This window comes from Fulvivirga sp. M361 (assembly GCF_007097395.1).
In the GTDB taxonomy this organism is placed as follows: Bacteria; Bacteroidota; Bacteroidia; order Cytophagales; family Cyclobacteriaceae; genus Fulvivirga.
In genome coordinates, this window is record NZ_VKDC01000004.1 from 230607 (window position 1) to 251809 (window position 21203).

13 protein-coding genes are annotated in these 21203 nt (G+C 42.2%); 5 read left to right on the top strand and 8 right to left on the bottom strand.

Translation table 11 applies throughout. The features are described from left to right. Positions 1-90 precede the first annotated feature (90 nt). Positions 91-2379, top strand: coding sequence for a glycoside hydrolase family 3 N-terminal domain-containing protein (locus FNH22_RS04605; protein WP_143397163.1), 2289 nt, complete (start codon positions 91-93; stop codon positions 2377-2379). A gap of 76 nt (positions 2380-2455) precedes the next feature. Here FNH22_RS04605 and FNH22_RS04610 read toward each other — a convergent pair whose 3' ends face one another. The 3 genes from FNH22_RS04610 to FNH22_RS04620 form a co-directional block, all read right to left on the bottom strand. Further along, the gene (locus FNH22_RS04610; RefSeq protein WP_143397164.1) at positions 2456-3769 is read right to left on the bottom strand and encodes an aspartate kinase; all 1314 of its coding nucleotides are present in this window, start codon (positions 3767-3769) and stop codon (positions 2456-2458) included. A gap of 183 nt (positions 3770-3952) precedes the next feature. Then, complete coding sequence (locus tag FNH22_RS04615; protein WP_143397165.1) at positions 3953-5425, bottom strand: cryptochrome/photolyase family protein; 1473 nt, start codon at positions 5423-5425, stop codon at positions 3953-3955. A gap of 51 nt (positions 5426-5476) precedes the next feature. Next, entirely contained in the window at positions 5477-7216 is a 1740-nt protein-coding gene (locus FNH22_RS04620; RefSeq protein WP_143397166.1) for a M14 family metallopeptidase, read from the bottom strand. A 57-nt stretch (positions 7217-7273) separates the two neighbouring features. On the opposite strand from FNH22_RS04620, the gene FNH22_RS04625 reads away from it, so the two are divergent. Continuing rightward, a complete protein-coding gene (locus tag FNH22_RS04625) occupies positions 7274-7855 on the top strand; it encodes a nitroreductase (RefSeq protein WP_143397167.1) in 582 nt (193 codons plus the stop codon). Positions 7856-7922: 67 nt separating this feature from the next. Continuing rightward, on the top strand, positions 7923-9635 hold the full coding sequence (gene ggt, locus FNH22_RS04630) for a gamma-glutamyltransferase (protein WP_221420214.1): 1713 nt from the start codon (positions 7923-7925) through the stop codon (positions 9633-9635). Between the two features lie 672 nt (positions 9636-10307). Here ggt and FNH22_RS04635 read toward each other — a convergent pair. Both FNH22_RS04635 and FNH22_RS04640 read right to left on the bottom strand, forming a co-directional pair. After that, positions 10308-11669: a glycoside hydrolase family 71/99-like protein gene (locus FNH22_RS04635; protein ID WP_143397168.1), complete on the bottom strand. Its 1362-nt coding sequence runs from the start codon at positions 11667-11669 to the stop codon at positions 10308-10310. 286 nt (positions 11670-11955) lie between these two features. After that, entirely contained in the window at positions 11956-15090 is a 3135-nt protein-coding gene (locus FNH22_RS04640; RefSeq protein WP_143397169.1) for a caspase family protein, read from the bottom strand. Between the two features lie 101 nt (positions 15091-15191). Between FNH22_RS04640 and FNH22_RS04645 the strand changes: the two genes are divergently transcribed. Beyond that, the gene (locus FNH22_RS04645; RefSeq protein ID WP_143397170.1) at positions 15192-16481 is read left to right on the top strand and encodes an NRAMP family divalent metal transporter; all 1290 of its coding nucleotides are present in this window, start codon (positions 15192-15194) and stop codon (positions 16479-16481) included. On the opposite strand, the gene FNH22_RS04650 is transcribed toward FNH22_RS04645, so the two are convergent. From FNH22_RS04650 to nqrF, 3 genes are all read right to left on the bottom strand, one after another. Next, entirely contained in the window at positions 16478-17209 is a 732-nt protein-coding gene (locus FNH22_RS04650; protein WP_143397171.1) for a DUF6503 family protein, read from the bottom strand. The two genes, FNH22_RS04645 and FNH22_RS04650, sit on opposite strands and share 4 nt — an antisense overlap. Before the next feature lie 32 nt (positions 17210-17241). Then, positions 17242-18381, bottom strand: coding sequence for a formimidoylglutamase (locus FNH22_RS04655; RefSeq protein WP_143397172.1), 1140 nt, complete (start codon positions 18379-18381; stop codon positions 17242-17244). A gap of 201 nt (positions 18382-18582) precedes the next feature. Beyond that, positions 18583-19887 (bottom strand): NADH:ubiquinone reductase (Na(+)-transporting) subunit F, encoded by a 1305-nt coding sequence (gene nqrF, locus FNH22_RS04660; RefSeq protein ID WP_143397173.1) that lies wholly within the window; start codon positions 19885-19887, stop codon positions 18583-18585. A gap of 144 nt (positions 19888-20031) precedes the next feature. Between nqrF and FNH22_RS04665 the strand changes: the two genes are divergently transcribed. After that, positions 20032-21201, top strand: a complete 1170-nt coding sequence (locus FNH22_RS04665; RefSeq protein ID WP_143397174.1) for a pyridoxal phosphate-dependent aminotransferase — start codon at positions 20032-20034, stop codon at positions 21199-21201. Positions 21202-21203: the final 2 nt, after the last annotated feature.

Below are 21203 nucleotides of genomic sequence, written 5' to 3' on the forward strand. Positions count from 1 at the left end.
CCTTGTGTTTGGAACATATACCAAACAGTGTAGGGTCGTTTTCACATACTTTTAGGTTTACATTCTGATCCTAAAAAAAAGACCAATAAGATGAAAAGAAACGTTGTCGGTACCTTAATCATAATTGTATTTGTAGCTTTAGGAATACTTATTTCTTCGCTCAGCCCTGAGCAAAACCCGGAGAGTGATGCCTTAGACATTCAAGTACAACAACTCCTGAACAAAATGACGGTCGAGGAAAAGGTAGGCCAAATGACCCAGGTTACGATAGATCTTATTCTGAAAGATTATAAAACGAATGAGATTGATGAACAAAAACTACGTCATGCTATTCTGGATAAAAAGGTAGGTTCCATACTTAATGTAAAAGAGCATGCTTATACACTGGATACCTGGCATAAGATAATACGACGCATTCAGGAACTAGCTGTCTCGCAAACACCAAATAAGATCCCGATACTTTACGGTATTGACGCCATTCATGGCAATAATTATGTAAAGGGTTCCACTCTTTTTCCTCATAATATCGGCATGGCTGCTACTCGTGACCTATCTCTCGTAGAAAAAACAGCAAAAGTGACCGCTGCGGAGACTCGCGCTACAGGTATACGATGGAACTTTGACCCCGTATTGGGGTTAGGTCGCCAACCCCTTTGGTCCCGCTTTGAAGAAACATTTGGAGAGGATGTATACCTCACTTCAGAACTAGGTGTAGCAGCTATAAAAGCCTACCAGGGAACAGGGCCAGATCAGTATGACAACGTAGCAGCTTGTATGAAGCACTTCATTGGCTATTCTCTGCCTCTCTCCGGTAAAGACCGTACACCTGCACACATACCTGACAATGTGATCAGAGAATATTTATTACCTCCTTTCGAACGTGCAGTGGCCGCCGACGTTGCTACAGTAATGATCAATTCCGGTGAGGTTAACGGAGTACCTGTTCACGCCAGTAAATATTTCCTTACCACGCTGTTAAGAGATGAGCTTGGGTTTAAAGGCGTGGCAGTATCCGATTGGGAAGATGTAATAAGGCTGCACTCACGACATCATGTTGCTGATTCTCCAAAGGAAGCAGTGAGACTGGCGATAGAAGCGGGATTAGATATGAGCATGGTTCCGTTGGACTTTTCATTTTATGACCTGTTATTAGAACTGGTAAAAGAAGGAACAATATCTGAAAAACGTATTGATGAATCGGTAGCTCGTATTCTGAAACTCAAGTACGCAGTGAACCTGTTTGAAGATCCCTTTCCTGAAGAGGAGGCTATAAAAAAATTTCAACTTCCGGAATACAAGGAAGTGGCGCTGGAGGCCGCCAAAGCAAGTATGACCTTACTTAAGAATGAAGGGGGTACATTACCACTACCCGCTTCGGCCAAAGTACTTTTGGCTGGTCCTGCCGCTAACAATGTAACGTCATTGCACGGCAGTTGGTCTTACACATGGCAGGGCAGAGATGATACTCACTACCCAGGCTCTACGCTCACCATCAAAGAAGCTTTCGAAAATAAGGTAGGAAAAGCCAATGTCATCTGCCACTCGGTACGTAGCTATGAAGATGAACGGAATTTCGATACAGCATTGCTTCGATCAGACGCCAAAAATGCCGACTATATCGTACTTTGCCTGGGAGAAGATGCTTATGCCGAGTCCCCCGGAGTTATTGATGATCTCACTTTAGATCCTAGACAACAAGCCCTTGCCCAGGCCGCTGTCGCCACCGGCAAACCGGTAATATTAGTGTTAATCGAAGGCCGGCCACGTGTAGTTTCTGCCGTTACGGATGAAATGAAAGGTATCCTTTTAGCTTATCGCCCGGCCTCTCAGGGCGCGAATGCCATCGTTGCTACGTTATTAGGAGAGCACAACCCTTCCGGGGTACTCCCTTTCAGCTACCCGAAAAGCACTGGGGATGTACTTGCCTATGACCATAAACACCCCGAGCGTATCAGAGAAGACATCCCTAACACCTATGGCGATGGGGGGTACAAGCCTCACTGGCCCTTTGGCTATGGATTAAGTTATACCTCTTTTAAATTCAGTAAGCTGAAAGTGGATAAAACGACCTTTTCCGTAGACGAGTCGATCACATTGACGGCGACTGCTACCAACACCGGCAGCAAAGAAGGTAACGTAGTTGTAGAGTTATATGCCAGGGACCTTTACGCCTCTGTTACCCCTAATTTTAAGCGATTGAAGCGATTTAAAAAAGTTAACCTGCAACCGGGAGAATCAAAGAACATGGCCTTCACTTTAACTGCCGCCGACCTTTCATTTATCAACGCAGTGAAAGAAAGAGTGACTGAACCCGGACAATTTGAATTTATGATAGGAGAAGAAACCGTGAGCGTGGAATTACTGGCAACGGGTTCTTAAAAACAATAGCCGAGATATATAGCTGACTCTCTGTAAATGCTGATCCTACTCTACCCGCAGAGCGTCAGCTATTATCTCAAAAAATTCCTTGATTCAGACCGATAAGGGCCTCTTTTTTATAATTGGTATCTACCAATAGTGAAATGTTATTTCTACTACCTCCATAAGACACCATCCGTATGGGTACCTGAGGAATAGCATCAAATATTTTTTTGAGTACGCCCTTTTTCTCCGAGATCATATTACCGACAATACATATAATAGACTGGTTTTGATCTACTTCCACCATACCAAAAGTCTTCAACTCTTCAATAATTTCATTTAAATGAAGTTCGTCATCTATGGTCAATGAAACGGCCACTTCCGAGGTGGTCACCATATCTATAGGCGTCTTGTATTTTTCGAATACCTCAAAGATCTTTCTTAGAAAACCATAGGCCAGCAGCATACGAGTAGATTTTACTTTAATAGCAGTAATACCGTCCTTAGCTGCAATAGCACGTATTCCGACAGCTGCATCCGTAACACCTATGAGTGTGCCAGGCGCTTGCTCATCTATGGTACTTTTCAATCGCACCCGGGTGCTGTACTTTTGCGCAGGTACAATAGAAGAAGGGTGTAATATCTTAGCTCCAAAATAAGCAAGTTCAGCAGCTTCATCGAAAGTAAGTTCGCTGACGGTGGAAGTGTTATCGACTATTCTGGGGTCATTGTTGTGCATTCCATCAATGTCCGTCCATATCTGGACTTCTTCTGCACGGATGGCTGCTCCAATTAAAGAGGCTGTATAATCACTACCTCCACGCTTTAAGTTGTCGGTTTTACCTTCCGGGTTCTTACATATGAAGCCCTGGGTAATGAACAGCGTATTTTCAGATTGCTTTATCAGTCCGGAAAGCTTTTCGCCTATTTTTTCCACTTCCGGTTCACCATCTTCATCAATACTCATAAAATCCAGGGCCGGAAGCAACGTATTTTCAATGGCAGTTTCCAGCAGATAGTGATGAAAAAGGTGGGTAGAGATCAGCTCTCCATACGAAAGCAATGTTTTATTATTTCCTTCATTGAAATCAGGAATGGCTGTAAGCGTACCAATTTGTGTAAAAAAATCATTTATAATTTTCCCTCCGGACTCTTTCCCCTCCAAAGTAACATAGAGTTCGTTAACAAAAGCTCTGTATTTTTCCTTTAATTCATCCACCAGCTTCTGCGCAATGTGTTGCTTCCTGCTCAATAGTAATTCCCCGATTTCAACTAACGTATTGGTAGTGCCCGAAACAGCTGAAAGCACTACTATCTTCTCTGTATTGTCCCGGGTGATGAGCTTTGCTACTTTATGCATTCTCTCCGGGGTTCCTACTGAGGTGCCTCCAAATTTGAAAATGATCATTGATCTATTGTTTATTTTGAGGCGCAAATTTAACAATATACCCCATTCATTGATAAGGCAGCCGTCATATCCTCAATAATTTGAGACATTTTTAATAAAAGGGGCCCTTTATTAAAAGGTTATTAGTTATTATGTAGAATCAAGGCTGTAATTCAATCACTCGAAAACAATAAGGCGGTCGTCTTACTCACCTATCTGCTCCAAAAACATCTCTGCTTTCCGGATATGGGTTTCTAATTTGGTCTGATCCATCTTATTAAGCAGATTTATCATCATACTCATGCGTTGATTCCCGGCAAACTCTTCCCGATGCATAAAGATAAACCTCCAATAGAGTGCATCCCACACCTCACACCACTCACCCTTCTTATAGTTGCTCATTTTCAGAACATAGTTTGAGCTTGAAATGTACGGTTTGGTGGAAAGTAAACCTCCGTCAGCATAGAGTGACATACCGTAAACATTGGGCACCATCACCCAGTCATAAGCATCAATAAAAAGCTCCATGAACCAACGGTAAACATGGTTAGGATCAAACTCACACAACAGCATAAAATTACCCAATAGCATAAGTCGCTCAATATGGTGGCAATAACCATATTTTAGTACCTTTTTGATCGTATCATCTATGGGTTCAATACCCGTATCACCCGTCCAGAAAGAATGGGGAAGCGCTCTATGGCAGGAAAAATGGTTTGTGGTACGTTGACAGACACCTTCGATGGTATAGATCCCCCGCATAAATTCTCTCCATCCGATAATCTGTCGAATAAAGCCTTCAAAACTATTGATCGGAAAATCATCCTTTTGATGACGCTTTGACGCAATCTCTACAACTTGTTTAGGGGTGATCAAACCAATGTTCAATGCGGGGGTAAGCAATGAATGAAACAAAAAGCTCTCTTCCTTAACGATTGCATCTTCGTAGTCTCCAAAAAGTGTCATACGGTTATCCAGGAAATGATTTAAACTTTCCTGTGCCTGCTCAAAATTGACGGGATAAATAAAGCTTTCCAAACTTCCATAGTTAGAGGGGAAATGGTCATTCACGTATCGCTTGGCTTCCCTGACAAATTCATCTTCCAGTATCTGATAAATGGCTGGCAAGCGAAGATTTTTAGGAAGTTTCTTTCGATTGTCCTCATCAAAACTCCATTTCCCTCCAACAGGCTCCTTTCCATGCATCAGAATATCAAAAGCCTTCCGTTGTTCTTTATAAAAAGTACCCATACGGTATCCATGAGCCGTTTTTTTCAAACGTTGTCTCAACTCATTCTGAGAAGTGATAAACAATGGACTTTCGTAAAAGGTAATAGAAACTCCATGCTTTTGGGAAAACCGTTTCAGCCTGCGGTCTAACAGATAATCTACCGGGTCAACGACATGTATTTTGGTGGTCTCTTCTTTTCTTAAAGCGTTGAATAATTCATCCAATCCTGTATGGCCGGCTTCAATATACTGTGTGTTATACCCGTTTTCTATCAAGAACTGCTCATAGTATTTCATCGAAGCCCGGTGAAGTACCAGTTTCATCTTATGAAAAGGGTACTGCTTGAAAAACAAATGGTCTTCTATTAAAATAACCCTCTCCAGATCACTGTTCAAGACAGGGGTTTTTTCAAAAAGCTGGTGAGGGAATACCAATGCAATCTCCATAAAACTTTAAACAGCTCTGAAAGCATTGTGTTTTATGACCGAACAGTCACTTTATTTTATAAGTCTATAGACCGGATAAGTCAAATGTGCCTTTTCATAGTATTCTGAATGTTTGTAAATAAAATCCAATTGTGCGTACCAGTTTTCAGCAAACTCGCTGTTGATCTTCTTTTTTGCTTCAAAGGCTTGTTTAAGTTCAGCGTCATTTTTCAATAAATGCCAGGCCACCTCTTCAAAGACGTAAGGAGAAAAACCTTCTTTCTGCTGAAGTATGGTATCGAAAAAATTCCAGGAGAAAAATGAATCTGTTGCCTCAGGCTCCAGCGTTTCCACCAGGTAGCGCCCGGCAAATTGACCGGTGGGAAATATATAATCACCGGCACGAAAGGTAAGCGTGTCATTGAATACTTTTAACCCAACGTTTTTATGAGAGAAGTGACCTTCGTAAGGACGGGCAGTAGAATTATACTTTTCTATTGAATAACCTTCCACCACAATGGAAGTATCCCCCTTTACCCTATGAAAGACAACCCTGTTCGCCAACAACCGGTCAATTACATTATGCCAGCCCTGTGGAACTATATATGCCTTCGGAATAACTGTTTCCCTGTTGGGAGTGAAGTAATTATAATAAGGAATAGTAGCCGTAAATGGTCGGTTCCTACCATAAAGCAATCGTGACTTACCGGTCACTTTGCTATCTATCATTTCTCCCACATACCCCTTGAAGGCTATTTCCTTATATTGCCCCTTACTTAAGCGCCAGCTCAATGCCACTGTATCACCGGCCTGAAATCTTTCACCTTGCTCCGCTTTCAATGCACGTATCTTCCTGCCGTCACTCTGCGCCAATTCCAATATTGTTTCCAGGAAATCGTAGGTCGCCTGTACTCTTCTGTCAAAGGGTTTAAGCATGTGTGTTTCTATCATAAATCCCAGCGTATGGAATAAAGTGGTATAACCCGTAGAATACCGTGGATTATCTAAAAACTGTGAAAATCCTTCCTTATCCGGCGCCGTGTTGAAAACATTGACATACGGAACAATTTCGTTGCCTTTGTCTTTTATTATGGATTCAAGTTTTGGGGTAAATTCATTCTCAATGTAAGTCCCCATGGCCCCACCCATTTTACAATATTGCGTTGCCAGATGCGTGATATTGTACTGATAATCGGCCCCGTTGCTAACGTGCGTATCGATAAAGATATCCGGGTTAACATGATGGAATATGTCATAAAATGCCAGCGTATTGCGCGTATCCGCTTTGATAAAATCACGGTTCAAATCATAGTTACGGGCATTTCCCCTGAAGCCATATTCTTCCGGTCCATTTTGATTTACCCGGGTAACACTATTCCTATTTAGTGCACCCCCTATATTATAAACAGGTACAATAGCTAATATGGTATTCTCGATCAACGAATGCTTTTCTTTATTCATGGCATAGTCCCTCATCAGCATCATGCTGGCTTCAATACCATCCGGTTCGCCGGGATGAATACCATTGTTCACCAGAATAATGGCCTTACCTTTTTCAAAAGACTTTTCGAAGTCAAATTCCTTCTCAAGGTCGAGAATCACTAAATGGAGTGGTAAGCCACTGTCTGTCATTCCCATTTCTTTCATTTGGATAAAGGGCGATTGGTCTGTCAAATGCCGGTAATAAGCGATTACTTCGTCGTAGGTTGCAGTGGCTTTACCCGAGGAAGTTTCAAATACTGTCTCCAAAGATTGTTGTCCAAAAGCCTGAAGAAATAAGAACGTGAACAACAAGAATAAAAGTGCTTTCATTTGTTTTAGTTTTGACCTTAATGTAATTCTAAGATAAATAATTAAACCACCTGAAGAATGACAATTACAGAAGCGGCGGATCAAGTTATACGAGAAAGAAGATCCATCTATACCAATATGTTTTCCACAGAGTTAGTGGATGATACCATCATTGAAAAAATGCTTTATAATGCCAACTGGGCACCTACGCACAAACTGACCGAACCCTGGCGGTTTGTCATATTTAAAGGTCAGGGCCTGCAGGACCTGGCGAAGTTTCAAGCGGACCTGTATAAAAAACATGCAGAAAAAAATGGTAATTTCAATCAGGATAAATATGATAAGTTGAAGACTAAGCCCCTTGAATGCTCACATATTATCGCTATTGGAATGAAACGCAATGAAATAGTACCAGAAGTAGAAGAGGTATGCGCTGTTGCTTCAGCCGTACAGAACATGTGGCTTACCGCCTCTGCGCACAAAATAGGATGTTATTGGAGTACGGGAGGCGTCGCCTTTTATGATGATGCAAAACCCTTCTTCAACCTGGGAGAAAATGATAAGCTGTTAGGATTTTTGTTTATTGGCAAGCCTAAGAGTGAAAAGTGGCCTCAAGGAAGAAGAAAACCGATAGAAGATAAGGTAATTTGGCGGTCTTGATCATTTCAGTGGTTATCTTGTAAAAGATAACTGCGCCGTAGTATTTACACTCATTAAATCAGTCAGCATGAAATGTATGTATTCTAAGTCTTGCACATTTTTAGTCACTCTTTTTCTCCTATCCACATTATCATTTGGGTCACGGTCGCAGGACCGTATTACCGGCCACGGATTTGCTACCCGCTCCGAGGTGATCGCAAAAAATGGCATGGTAGCTACCAGCCATCCTCTCGCTTCACAAGTGGGCCTCGATATTCTCAAAAATGGTGGCAATGCGATTGACGCGGCCATAGCGGCCAATGCTACGCTGGGATTGATGGAGCCCACAGGAAACGGAATTGGCGGTGACCTGTTTGCCATAATATGGAGCGCTAAAGATAAAAAGCTATACGGACTAAATGCCAGCGGACGATCACCTGGTAAATTAGATCTGGCGTATTTTAAAAAACAAGGATTAACAAAAATACCACCTTTCGGGCCACTCCCTGTCAGTGTTCCCGGTTGTGTGGACGGCTGGTTTGAAATGCATGCCAAATTCGGTACCATGAAGATGGACCAGATACTACAACCCGCCATAATGTATGCCAAAGAAGGTTTCCCTGTTACAGAACTCATCGGATATTATCTTACCTTATCGTCAGAACGCTTTAAGGACTATCCGAATTTTGCCGCCACCTACATGCCGAAAGGTAAGCCTCTTACCAAGGGTACACTATTCAAAAACCCATTTTTAGCCAATACCTACGAAAAAATTGCACTGGGTGGAAGGGATGCTTTTTACAAAGGGGATATGGCAAAAATAATCGCCGACTTTATTCAGGACCAGGGTGGTTTCCTGAGTACCAAGGACCTGGCAAATCATACTTCTGAGTGGGTAGAGCCTGTTTCCACTAATTACCGTGGCTATGATGTATGGGAGCTTCCTCCTAACGGGCAAGGAATTGCTGCTTTGCAAATTTTAAATATCATGGAAGGGTATGACGTAAAAGAGATGGGATTTGCCAGCCCGGAGTATGTACATCATTTTACGGAAGCTAAAAAGCTGGCTTTCGAAGATCGGGCAAAGTATTATGCGGATCCGGCTTTCAATAAGCTGCCTGTAGATGAACTCATCTCGGAAAGCTATGCAGCTGAGCGGCGTAAATTGATCTCCAAAGACCGTGCTGCGAGAAGGTATAACGCCGGTGAACTTGAAAAAGGGAACACGATTTACATGACAGTAGCCGACCAATACGGCAATATGGTATCACTTATTCAAAGTAATTATCGGGGGATGGGTTCAGGAATGGTACCTCCTGGGCTGGGATTTATGCTGCAAGATCGTGGGCAACTGTTTTCATTGGAAGAAGGGCACTACAATGTAATTGAACCCAATAAAAGACCGTTTCACACCATTATTCCTGCTTTTATTACGAAGGACGGAAAGCCATGGGTAAGTTTTGGACTTATGGGTGGGGCCATGCAGCCACAGGGGCATGCGCAGATCGTCATGAACCTGGTTGACTTTGGGATGAACCTCCAGGAAGCCGGTGACGCACCACGGATGCAACACAGTGGGTCTTCGCAACCCACAGGAGGAACCATGACAGATGGCGGAGAGGTATTGCTTGAATCGGGGTTTAATTATAGCACAGTCAGGGAGTTGATCCAGAAGGGGCATAAGGTAGGCTTCGGGTTAGGCAGCTATGGTGGTTACCAGGCCATATTATGGGATGAAAAAGAAGGTGTTTACTACGGCGCCTCAGAGTCGCGCAAGGACGGCCAGGCAGTGGGTTACTAACGTATAGTCACACTTTCTTCTTCGCTGAACTGGTGTTACGTCAATGATTAAATGACGTATCCGATGTTGATTATGCATAGTGTTTGCAGGAACCATAGTTATCCGATGAGGTAGCAGTTGGCAAGAAGCAGTAAGCGTTTGTCATATTGTCCCGTCCTAACTTCCGCAACCGAAATTCAATGATTTCATAACTTACAGGTTATCATATTTTAAGTTTTCATTTCGCGTTATTTGGGTGTCCCAGCGGTTATTTACGTAAGTTTTTGGGTGTTTGTTTGTGAAAAAACTAATGAAGGCTGTCTTAGATATAAGTAAGATTTTTGCATTACATGATTTAACTAAAGCTGGTAGAAATATGGAGTAGCTGGATTGATTTCTATCGAAGTGTTTCCCCCGCCAGCGGGGGAAAAGAGGAGGAAAATTATGATGCGGCTATTTCGGTTTTGAGATATGGGTGCCCCAGTGTGGAAGTCAGGTGACATAACACTAATGCCGTGTCAATGCTCAAATGGCGGTTAAACTATTAAAGTTGGCAGTAGGCAATAAACCATCGGCAATCTATTTTGCCTACTACCCCTTGCCGATTGCTGACTGATCGAGAACTTCCCAACACTGCAAACAGAGTTCATCATCTAACCCTAAACATCAGTTGAGGATTGACTTAACACTAGTTTAGAAAAACCGATCAACTACAGCTATCACTTTGCTTCCCCGGGAAAGATTTTGGTCTTTCAGGTATTTATACGACCGGTCCAGTAAGGCTTGAGCCATAGCATTCCCCTGATGGTTCTTTCTGGAATGATACAGATCTAATGTCACTTGAAGATCATTTAGTGTATAAGCTACCCCTGTATACTCCTGTATAAGTTGTAAATACCTAAAGCCGAATTCTTCCGTAGGTTCAATCATGGTACCTTCTCCGAAGTCATTCCAGGTAATCACCTGGATAAAGTCTGCTATCTCCTGGTGTGTATAGTTCAGTGTTTCGACAAAAGTCTGTCCGCTGTCCTTAGGTATTGTCCACTCATGAGCACCGTCGGACCAACCCCCGGCGGTATAAAAACTATGAAAACCTGGGTATGATGACCCTACGGTAACCATATTGTTCTGTGGGTAGATGCTGTAATAATGCTGATGTGCCAAAAGATGATCAGGCGCCACCCATAAAAATTCGCCCGTAGCGTTGGGACCCACACGATCTTTTGCAGCCCACAAAGTCAGGAAATCAGGCCTGTTTTGAACAGGTAATACAGAAAACACCTGGTTCCATTCTGCTTCAGTGGTGATGTGCTCCGGTCCAAATACGAAAAGTACATTGTTATTTTCATGTTTCAGATATCTTGGACTGGTGAAATACGTCTGATCAATGTACGTAAAATCTTGTTGTGCCGCTTGTATAACGCTATCTGCTAATTGCTGGTCAACAGCATGCACAGCCACTCTGTCTTCATACATAATGGAAAAATCCATTCCCAAGTCTTCCATTACGGCTATAAACGTCTCTGTGGATTGTTTAATCAATCCATAATCATACAGGTCCCGGCTACCGTACCAGTCAAAAATAACCCCATCTACTCCCGCCAGTTTCATCATCAAAAAATGATACTCATGCAAATCCGGATCGGAGGATGAATACGGCCCTATCAGCGGGTAATAATAGGAAGCGATCTGACGTTTTCCATTGACATCAATGATATCCGGGTTCTGGTTAGTCATGGTCCAGTGCTGCCCCCAGTATCCGTCATAGTCTTTACTTTGAAACCATGGCATATAATGCACATACACTTTTTTAGGGTTTTCTTTTATAACATTCATACCGGAAATGTCTACGATCCGCCCTTGTTTTTCCAGCTCCAGGAACCGTAGCTCCTCGTCCAGAACACTTTGAAGTTCAGCTTCTGAATAAACAGAATCCGCACCAATTTCTTCTACACTTAACTCTTTGACCACACGCAATGGTTCTTCTGAACAGGCCAGAAAAATCATAGTCATGATCACCGGCAATAACCGGGTCTTCCTAATTGGTCCATACATGATACAGGTATTTTGGTTGATTTTTTGACGTCTTGAATATTAACAAGCCGCCTTTACACTGACATAATTAGCTGATAATTAATTTTTGTTAAAAAAATTAAGTTGACTGAACATTTTTAAAGGTTGGTTGTTCTCCGGCATGTGTCAGACTACAATTTTACACTGGCCGAAGACTTCGACAGGGTCTTACAAAAGGAATGGAGTGGTTAAAACGAACTTGGCAGGTCAGGTTTAATAGGCAAAAAGCCCAATATACCCGTAAAACCTCCTAACCAATTTGATACTATTAATCTTCCTGTCCGCCTGATGTTGGCTTATCGCTTAAAATGCCTATGGGGAAATTATTGCCATGGGTAAAGCCGGTGGGATATTGTGCACTTCCTCCATACTCTTCGGTGAGTTCAGGTACACGCTCCTCCATGTACTGTTTCAATTCAGCTACGGTGATACGATCATCCCCATTGCCTCCTTTACCATCCAGTGCTTCCAGAAGTGTATAAGTGAACACCCCATGCTTAAGCACTTCGAATTCAGAAGCATACTGCTGGGTGCCACTGGAAGCTATCATTACCACACCAGAAGCGCGTGCTAACTGTACAATGGCTTTTTCTTCGGATGCCGGAGCCCGAACATTAATGGTTTTCACAGCGCCACCGGAATGACATGCATCCATGAGTATCAATTGTTTCTGAGGTTTTAATTCAGAAAGCAGATCTTTGAGTTCTGTAGCAGAAATTCCTTTGGTCTGCAACTGTTCAGGGTCCCCATACAATTTTGTGATGTCTGTGGGCACCAAATAATATTCGTCGTCATGGCCTTCATCCAATGTACCATGACCCGCATAATAAAATACAAATACGTCTTCCGGACCAGCCTGCTTGATAATGGACTGGAAAGCACGTTCGATATTCTCTTTAGTAGCTTCTTTGTCATAGATCTCTAACTTGCGTACGTCTTTGAATATCTTTCCACTACGTTCACTGATCTTACGGGTGAATGACTTCGCATCAGGTTGGGCATAATTAAGGTTGTAAGCTCCGTTTTTGTACTCATTGATCCCCACGGCCAGAATAAAAAGGTCAGAGGACGGCACTACTTCGCCATTGTAAAAGATATGCAACGGATCTGGCCGGGACTCTATCTTCTGTTTGTTCTTTACAATGACTTTAAAATCGTTATCACCATTTACCAGGTCTACATCGTAGAATTTCTTTAAGGTTTCTCCCACCGGTACTTTGCCCAGTTCCTTATCATTAATGATCAGCTTTTCATTTTGATAAACATTGATCTCCAGCAACCCTCCACCGCCATTGTATACGTCTACTTCAAGTTTGATCACCTGAGTTTCCGTTTGATACTTACCTTTCTGATAGTCCAGTATCTTATTGCTTCCAATCGTAGCCTCGCTCAGGTTAAAGAAAGCAGCAGAAGGACGATCGAGTTTCCCCAGGTCAAAAAGTTGTTCACCATCATCTTTAAGTATGGTGTCTACCCGTTTACTTTCATTGATGCTCCTGGTAAGTATTTTAGGGCGATAAAGGATTTCAAAATACTGTTCCGCCGTATAAAAATCAGCCAGCTGGTGTATTCCCCGGTTGACATGCCATCCGAAGTACTGACCTCCCGCAGAGCTACAATTGAAATACCCACTGGGCACCCAACTGATCCATTCATCGTCACTTGAAACAAACAGATTCGTAAAAGGAATAACCGTTTCTCCCAAATTGTTAAATGCATTTTCTATATCACGATACGTTTTATCACCAATATTTTTGACATGGTCTATGGCTTCTTTCCATGCTTCTCCGGAAGCTATAAGAGCTAAAGAATCTACTCCTAGTTCTTTAAAATATTCCATCCACTCATTCCCTTCAAATACTTCAGCCATTGACGGAACAAGCCCCGGTTCATTAAGTTTCCATATTTTAATCGTTTGGTCCTCTCCACCTGACGCCATGTAGCGGCCGTCTTTAGTTACGGCAACCGTTCTGACCCCTGCAGTATGCCCGACAAATTCTTTGACCAGGTTTCCACTTAAGTTGTACATCTTGAGTGAAAAGTCACTTCCAATAATAACATTACCCGTCTTTGTAGCTTGAAAATCAAGAATTCTACCATCTTCAAATTCATCATTTTTGATCATTGCCTTACGACCTAACTGGATCTCATAGGCACTAATTTGTGTTAAGGCAGCGTTCGAGGCTTTTGCGTAAGCATTTTTAGGTTTTCCGGGATCCTGTTTCAGAGAAAAGCTTTTAAAGTCGAAGGCACAATCAAAGGGATTGCCGTCAGGTGTTTTACCAATAAACAGATCTAATTCATCTCCAAAGGACAGGTCCCATATCACACTTCCTTTCCCTTTTATCGTCCGTTGCACCTTGCCATTGATAGGGTTCCATATTTTCAACACATTATTATTACCTCCTGCAGTACAGGCAAGGTAACTACCTGATTCGGAATCGGGAGAGAATGCTGCGCTGAAAACGGTATTATCATGACCGGAAAAGGTGGATAGCTTATTACCGGATGGGATAGAAAACCCTATGCCTTTTCCCAACTCATCCATCGCTATCAAGATTTTAGAGTCTTTTGAAAAAGCAATAGCATTAATCACTTTACCATTCGTATCGAGTGATTTGATAAAACTGCCGTCTGCACGCCATAGTAACAAGTCCTGAGCAAAGCTGCTGGAAGCTATATATGCACCATCAGGAGAAAATATAGCTTTGTTAATAAAGTCTTTATGCTTCTTCAACTCACGAGGAACATAATTGATGTTCCCCTGGCTCAATCCTGATAAGTTGTAGATCAACACATTACGTGAATCAGAAGCTACTGCCAGCGCATTTGTCTTTTTGTTAAATGAAAGCTGTGACACTCTGGAACCTACTTCCAGGGTATGAATGCTTTTTGTTTCTTTAGCTCCAAGTATTTGCCAGATCTGTACCGTCCCATCATCACTGCCACTAGCCAGATATTTCCCGTCACCCGTAAAGTCCAGGGTATTGATGACGTTGGAATGCCCTATTGCCGTACTAACCTGTTTACCTGATTCCAGGTCGATAAATATGATATAATTGTCATTCTCTGCATGAACAGGATACCCGCTCACCGCCAGCAACCTACCATTTGGTGTTATGGCAGCACTGTATAACATCCCCTTTGGTCCGTCCCCGATCTCAGATTCGTATTTATTCAGAAGCTCCCCGGTAGTCGCATCCCATACACGAATGGTTTTGTCTTCTGAGACAGATATAATACGTTTGCCATCCGGCGTATATAATACATTGAATATTTTTCCGGAGTGCCCTATGGAGTTGATCACAATTTTTGGAGCGGAACTTTGTCCGATCGCAACCTGCGTTATTATAAAGGTTAAAATAAAGGCAACTAAATAAACAATGGCTGGCTTGTTATTCATTGGAGTGTTTACACTAAAAACTGAATATCAACAATCTACGAATAAAAATAATTATTTTTTAACTAGTTTGGAACTATTGAAGATCTGATGACCCTACCGCAATGAGCTCATTAAGAAAGCGTTTAGTATCAATCCTGTTTTGGTCTGTTATTTCTGCGGCTTTTATTGGTCCGGGCACATTAGCCACCGCATCCTCATCTGGCACTAATTTTCAGCTACAATTGGTTTGGGTATTGATCTTTGCCACATTGGCCTGTATCGTACTTCAGGAAATGGCAGCCCGTTTGACCATTATGAGCAAGAAGGACCTGATCACGATCCTCAGTGAAGCACCTTCGTCTTGGCCGGTTTACGCTATCGGTCTTTCGGTAGTATTAGGCTGTGCAGCCTACGAAGCAGGCAATATTCTGGGAGCTATCGGTGGCCTGCAGTTAGTGATAGATCTAAAAGGACCCTGGCTTACACTTCTGGTAGGTGTCTTTGCAGCTAGTATACTCTGGTATGGTAATATTGCATTTGTAGCAAAAATACTGGGCGTCCTGGTCGCTTTTATGGGTGTTTTATTTCTTGCTGTAGCCTCTAACGTAGATTTTCAAAGTACGGAATTATTAAAGGGCACTTTTATTCCGTCTATTCCTACCGGCGCAGAGTGGCTGGTACTTGGACTGATAGGTACTACCATTGTTCCCTATAATCTTTTTCTGGGCTCAGGGTTAGGTCATGGTAAGTCTTTGAATGACATGCGTTTTGGCCTTATCCTATCTGTTATTTTGGGGGGTATGATATCCATTGCTATATTGATTGCAGGCACACAAATCACGCAGTTTTTGTCTTTCACAGATCTCGCAGTTTTACTGGGTGACCAATTAGGTAGTTGGGCCTATGGCTTCCTGGGGCTTGGTCTTTTTGCCGCAGGGCTTACTTCGTGTATTACTGCTCCACTGGCCGCAGCACTTATTTTCAAAGTATTTTTTAAAGGAAAGCACTATAGCAGTAAAAATAATTACTATCGACTGGGTTGGGGTATCGTCTTACTCACAGGAATAGCATTTGGCCTTTCAGAAGTAAAGCCGCTTCCTATTATCCTGGCGGCCCAGGCCCTGAATGGATTAATATTACCGATAGTGGGCATACTTCTGATCGTAAAAACGAATGATCCTACGTTAGTAAAACGTCATACTAATACTTTAGCGCTGAATATTCTCAGCTTTATTATCCTTGAAATATTATTACTGATCGGTTTCAACAACTTGTGGAAGGCCCTGGAAAGTATGCTTGGTTTTACGTTAATGGAAACCACCGCTTTTAAGATATTACTCTTGCAGTTGCTAGCCTTACCTTTTTTGATCTACACGTTAAAAACTGTTTTGCAAAAACGTCATGCTGGTTAAAGCTTGTTCACTTTTATATCTTCTAATTCTATCCTGGAAAGTTCTTCCAGCTTCCCGCTTAAAAAAACATCATCCGAATCAGCCGGCAACCCGGATTTTGGGGCTTTGTAATTAATATAATCTGCAAACCTTACCCCTTCTACAAATCGTTCATTCAACGCCTCTCTGAAACGCATACCTCCACCATCGGTGCTATATTTATAGGCCAAATAGTCTATGGTATAATTTTCAACATTGATCCAATACACGAATATATCCTCAAAGTCTTCACCACCACCTTCCTGATTAAAGGTGATCTGTATTTTATGGTAGTCTTTTCCTTTTATATTCTTATCTCCCAGGTAACTCTTGTTCACAGCCGGGTCATTCAGTCCGTAGGGCAATAGTGCAAAATAGATCACTGAGTTTATCGAATTACTATATTTTACGGCCATAGAATCAGGTACAGCTACTTCGTGACCATCTATTTCTCTTGTGAAACCATCATTCGTCAAAACATCCCTGATCACCCTTGCAGAGTCTTTAAAAAGCCGCACATATTCATAATTGCCACCTGTTTTTTTATAGCCGTACTCTTTACCACGAAATAGAAATTCTATTTCCGTATTATCATACTTATCTCCACCGGCTTTTAAAATAGCTTGATCCACAATTTGTTGTGCATCCTTATTTTCTGCAGCACAACTGATTAAGGCCAAAATGGCCATGAGAATACTAATTTTTTGCATGGTCTGGTTATACGTTTTTACACTGAAATAGTTTAAATCAGCTTGGCATGAGTGGTAATATAGCGTTCGGGAAGCTCTCCTGCTGTAGCAGCCTGATAATCAGAGTAGCTACAGGGGATAATACAATTTCGGGCATAACGCTCTTTCCCTTGAGGAAATGGAACCTCCATCCACCACTTTTCACTGAGTTTACTCTTGTAAAAGCTCAGTGTTTCCGGTTCTGATGGCATAGAAACTACAAACTTCATGTAGTCATTCATTTTAAATCGTTGTTCGTTCTTACGATGATAGTATCCTTCAATAAAATACCAGATCATAGTGGCCGTAACAGCTGCCGTTTTCTGTTGACTGTCATCAAGCTCCGGCTGGTATTCATAAAATCCTGCTGAGCTCAATTTTTCATTGAGTCCGGCGTACCAACAAAGCTGACATGCCTCTTCTCCGGTGAGCCCAAACGGCTGTGCACGACTGCTGCCCGGAGCATCGCTCGATTTGATAGCTGTTATATCAAAGGAGAGCATATCTGCATTACGAATGATAGGCTCCATATCGTTGATATTTGATCTTAAATGCCCGATACGGTAAGCTTCAAAATAAAGCTTCTCAAGAATATTAATAGCCTCCTGATCGATGAGATAACTTTGGTAAGCCAGGTGACTGTAGTTAAACAGGTAATTTGGCTCGTGCAGCAATATCTTATGGATATGACGGTGATTGGCCGGTGCACTTTTTTCCTCTTCCATATCCAGAAACGCATCCACATTTAGTAAGCTTATCAACTTATCCATATGTTCATATGCCTGAAACTGTCCAAAGTCGAGGTCCTGCGAGCCTCCAATGATCACCGGCAGCACATTACTGTCTATGAGCATTCTACAAACCTCTGTTACCCGACCTAGTGTTTCATCAGCATCTATTCCAGGTCTGATGTTCCCCAAATCAACTACCTTGTATGCGCCGTGACCTTTTTTGAGTTGGTACAGTTTCCTTCGGATGGCATCAGGAGCAGTAGTATCATCAGTTCCACTAGCTCCTACAAGCGCGATATCCGCCTCTTTATAATCGGGCATATTATCGACGTTCACCTTACTATTTTTGTAAAAGCTATTGGTGCTCTTTATGTCGCTAATCAGCGCTTCATCCAAAGGAGTGAAAAAAATCTTGAGATCCATGGTGGTGCATTTAAATTTAAAATTACCTTTTTGACCTGGAACACAAAAGAAAAAACCAGGTAGTAAAACGTTTAGAGGTCAAACTGAGGCTTAATCCAATATAGAAGTATCAAAGTATTGAAAGCCAAAAAAGGGGAAAATGTACAATAAAAAAGGGCCGTCTTTCTTGAAAGACGGCCCTTTTAATATTTTAGAATTTAATTACCCCCCAAAATCATCAAATCGTATATTTTCAGGTGGTATACCCATTTCATCCAGCATCTTCAACACTGCAGCATTCATCAAAGGAGGGCCGCAAAGATAATACTCTACTTCCTCCGGATCATCATGTCCTTTGAGATAGTTATCAAATAATGCCTGGTGTATAAATCCAAGATATCCATCCGCCTCTCTATCGTCCAAGGCTTTTTTCTCTTTCCAATTATCTTCCTCTAACGGCTCAGACAGCGCTATATGGAAATTGAAATTAGAGAAGTCCTTTTCTATATTCCTGAAGTGATTTACATAGAACAATTCTTTTTTAGAACGCCCACCATACCAATAAGAAACTTTTCTATCCGTTTTCATCGTATGGAAAAGGTGGAATATTTGTGCTCTTAAAGGAGCCATACCGGCACCTCCGCCGATGTAGATCATTTCTCTTTCTGTATGATTAATGGCAAATTCTCCATAAGGCCCTGAGATAGTAACTTTATCACCTGGTTTCCTGGAAAATACATAGGAAGAACAAATCCCCGGATTCACATCCATCCATTTGCCAGCATCTCTGTCCCATGGTGGCGTGGCGATACGGATATTCAACATAACAATGTTTCCTTCTGCCGGATGATTAGCCATGGAGTAGGCACGGAATATCGTCTCATCATTTTTCATAACCAGATCCCAAAGCTTGAAGTTATCCCAGTCTTCCTGGAAAACATTATCCGGGTGACCGAGCTCCGGCTTAGGCACAATATCCATGCCGTCGAATTTAACTTCTATCGGTGGCACATCTATCTGAATATAACCTCCCGCTTCAAAGTCCATTGTCTCACCGTCAGGAAGACGCATGACAAACTCTTTGATGAAGGTAGAGACATTATAGTTTGAGACTACCTCACACTCCCATTTCTTGATACCAAATATTTCTTCCGGTATCCTGATCTCCATATCTTGCTTCACTTTTACCTGGCATGACAGACGTACTTTTTCTTTTTGCTCCGACCGGCTAAGATGACCTACTTCCGTTGGCAGTACATCTCCTCCACCTTCGTCTACCACGCACTTACACATAGCACAGGTACCACCTCCACCACAAGCCGAAGGTAAAAACAGCTTTTGTGCCGAAAGTGTAGACAAAAGTGTAGACCCTGCGGTAGTCACGATCGCGTTATCCACGTCGCCGTTTACAATTATTTTAACTGGTCCTGATTGCACAAGTTTAGACTGTGCATATAACAGAATACATACCAGCAGCAAAATCACTATTGTGAATGCTGCGATTGAAGTAATGACAATTGAACCCATTGATTGCTATAAATTTCCTACAATAATTTCCCCACAAAGGAAATACAAATATATTGATCAAATTGTTTAAAACTTATAGTCTACAGGTCTAATTTTTATGAACCATATGATCTGGCTGTGATCTCTTTTATTTATTTTCGGCTCATGATCATTAATCCGGCCGACCGGCTACAGTCTACATCCGAATACTATTTCTCAACCAAACTTCGAGAGTTAGCCCGTCTGAACGCCCGGGGTAAGGATATCATTAACCTCGGTATAGGTAGTCCTGACCTTCCAGCGCATCCGGAAGTAGTAACGGAACTGTCTCACTGGGCTGAAAAACCTTCTTCACATGGCTACCAGAGTTATGTAGGTATTCCTGAATTTCGTGAAGCTATTGCTTCTTTTTCAAAGCGCATATATGGTATTGAACAAAACCCTTCCACAGAAATACTACCGTTAATGGGTTCTAAGGAAGGTATCATGCACATTTCCCTGGCCTTTTTGAACCCCGGTGATAAGGTATTACTGCCGGACCCGGGTTATCCTACTTATGCAGCGGTAACACGTCTTGCACAGGCAGAGGCAGTTACCTACGCTCTGGATGAAAGTAATGGATGGCTTCTGGATATGGATTATTTAGAAAAACTGCCCCTGCCGGATATTAAGCTCATGTGGCTCAATTATCCGAACATGCCAACAGGTGCAAAAGGTTCGCCTCAGCAGTTAGAACGGCTAATAGCACTGGCACACGAACATGAATTCTTAATTGTGAATGATAATCCTTACGGGCTTCTGTTTGACGGACAGGCCACCAGTATTATGCAGCTGGAAGGAGCCAGGGATGTGTGCCTTGAATTGAATTCTATGAGCAAATCTCATAATATGGCCGGATGGCGCATTGGCTGGTTGACAGGTGCATCGCATTACATTCAGGCTATTTTGAAAGTAAAAAGTAATATGGATTCCGGTATGTTCCTGCCCGTTCAAAAGGCGGCTGTCAAAGCTTTGAAACTCGGCCAGGACTGGTTTGATCAGTTAAACACCATCTATGCTCAACGCAGGACCATTGCTTTTGAAATAGTACAGTGCCTCGGATGCACCTACCAGAAAGAACAGGGGGGTATGTTTGTGTGGTCCAAAGTACCGGAACACATCGACAGTGTCGAACATTGGATCGATGAGCTTATACAAGAAGCTCATGTTTTTATTACCCCAGGCTTTATCTTTGGCCGAAATGGCGAACGTTTCGTCAGAATTTCATTATGTTCTGACGCTATTATACTTAAAGAGGCATTAGCCCGAATAAAAAAATATCTTGGCAAAGTTTGATT

What these genes read in the sequence shown, in the direction of transcription:
- FNH22_RS04615 (WP_143397165.1), bottom strand. Translation starts at nt 5,425, where the DNA reads ATGGAGATTGCATTGGTATTCCCTCACCAGCTTTTTGAAAAAACCCCT.
- FNH22_RS04610 (WP_143397164.1), bottom strand. Translation starts at nt 3,769, where the DNA reads ATGATCATTTTCAAATTTGGAGGCACCTCAGTAGGAACCCCGGAGAGA.
- FNH22_RS04665 (WP_143397174.1), top strand. Translation starts at nt 20,032, where the DNA reads ATGATCATTAATCCGGCCGACCGGCTACAGTCTACATCCGAATACTAT.
- FNH22_RS04620 (WP_143397166.1), bottom strand. Translation starts at nt 7,216, where the DNA reads ATGAAAGCACTTTTATTCTTGTTGTTCACGTTCTTATTTCTTCAGGCT.
- FNH22_RS04635 (WP_143397168.1), bottom strand. Translation starts at nt 11,669, where the DNA reads ATGTATGGACCAATTAGGAAGACCCGGTTATTGCCGGTGATCATGACT.
- FNH22_RS04655 (WP_143397172.1), bottom strand. Translation starts at nt 18,381, where the DNA reads ATGGATCTCAAGATTTTTTTCACTCCTTTGGATGAAGCGCTGATTAGC.
- FNH22_RS04605 (WP_143397163.1), top strand. Translation starts at nt 91, where the DNA reads ATGAAAAGAAACGTTGTCGGTACCTTAATCATAATTGTATTTGTAGCT.
- FNH22_RS04645 (WP_143397170.1), top strand. Translation starts at nt 15,192, where the DNA reads ATGAGCTCATTAAGAAAGCGTTTAGTATCAATCCTGTTTTGGTCTGTT.
- FNH22_RS04640 (WP_143397169.1), bottom strand. Translation starts at nt 15,090, where the DNA reads ATGAATAACAAGCCAGCCATTGTTTATTTAGTTGCCTTTATTTTAACC.
- ggt (WP_221420214.1), top strand. Translation starts at nt 7,923, where the DNA reads ATGAAATGTATGTATTCTAAGTCTTGCACATTTTTAGTCACTCTTTTT.
- FNH22_RS04625 (WP_143397167.1), top strand. Translation starts at nt 7,274, where the DNA reads ATGACAATTACAGAAGCGGCGGATCAAGTTATACGAGAAAGAAGATCC.
- FNH22_RS04650 (WP_143397171.1), bottom strand. Translation starts at nt 17,209, where the DNA reads ATGCAAAAAATTAGTATTCTCATGGCCATTTTGGCCTTAATCAGTTGT.
- nqrF (WP_143397173.1), bottom strand. Translation starts at nt 19,887, where the DNA reads ATGGGTTCAATTGTCATTACTTCAATCGCAGCATTCACAATAGTGATT.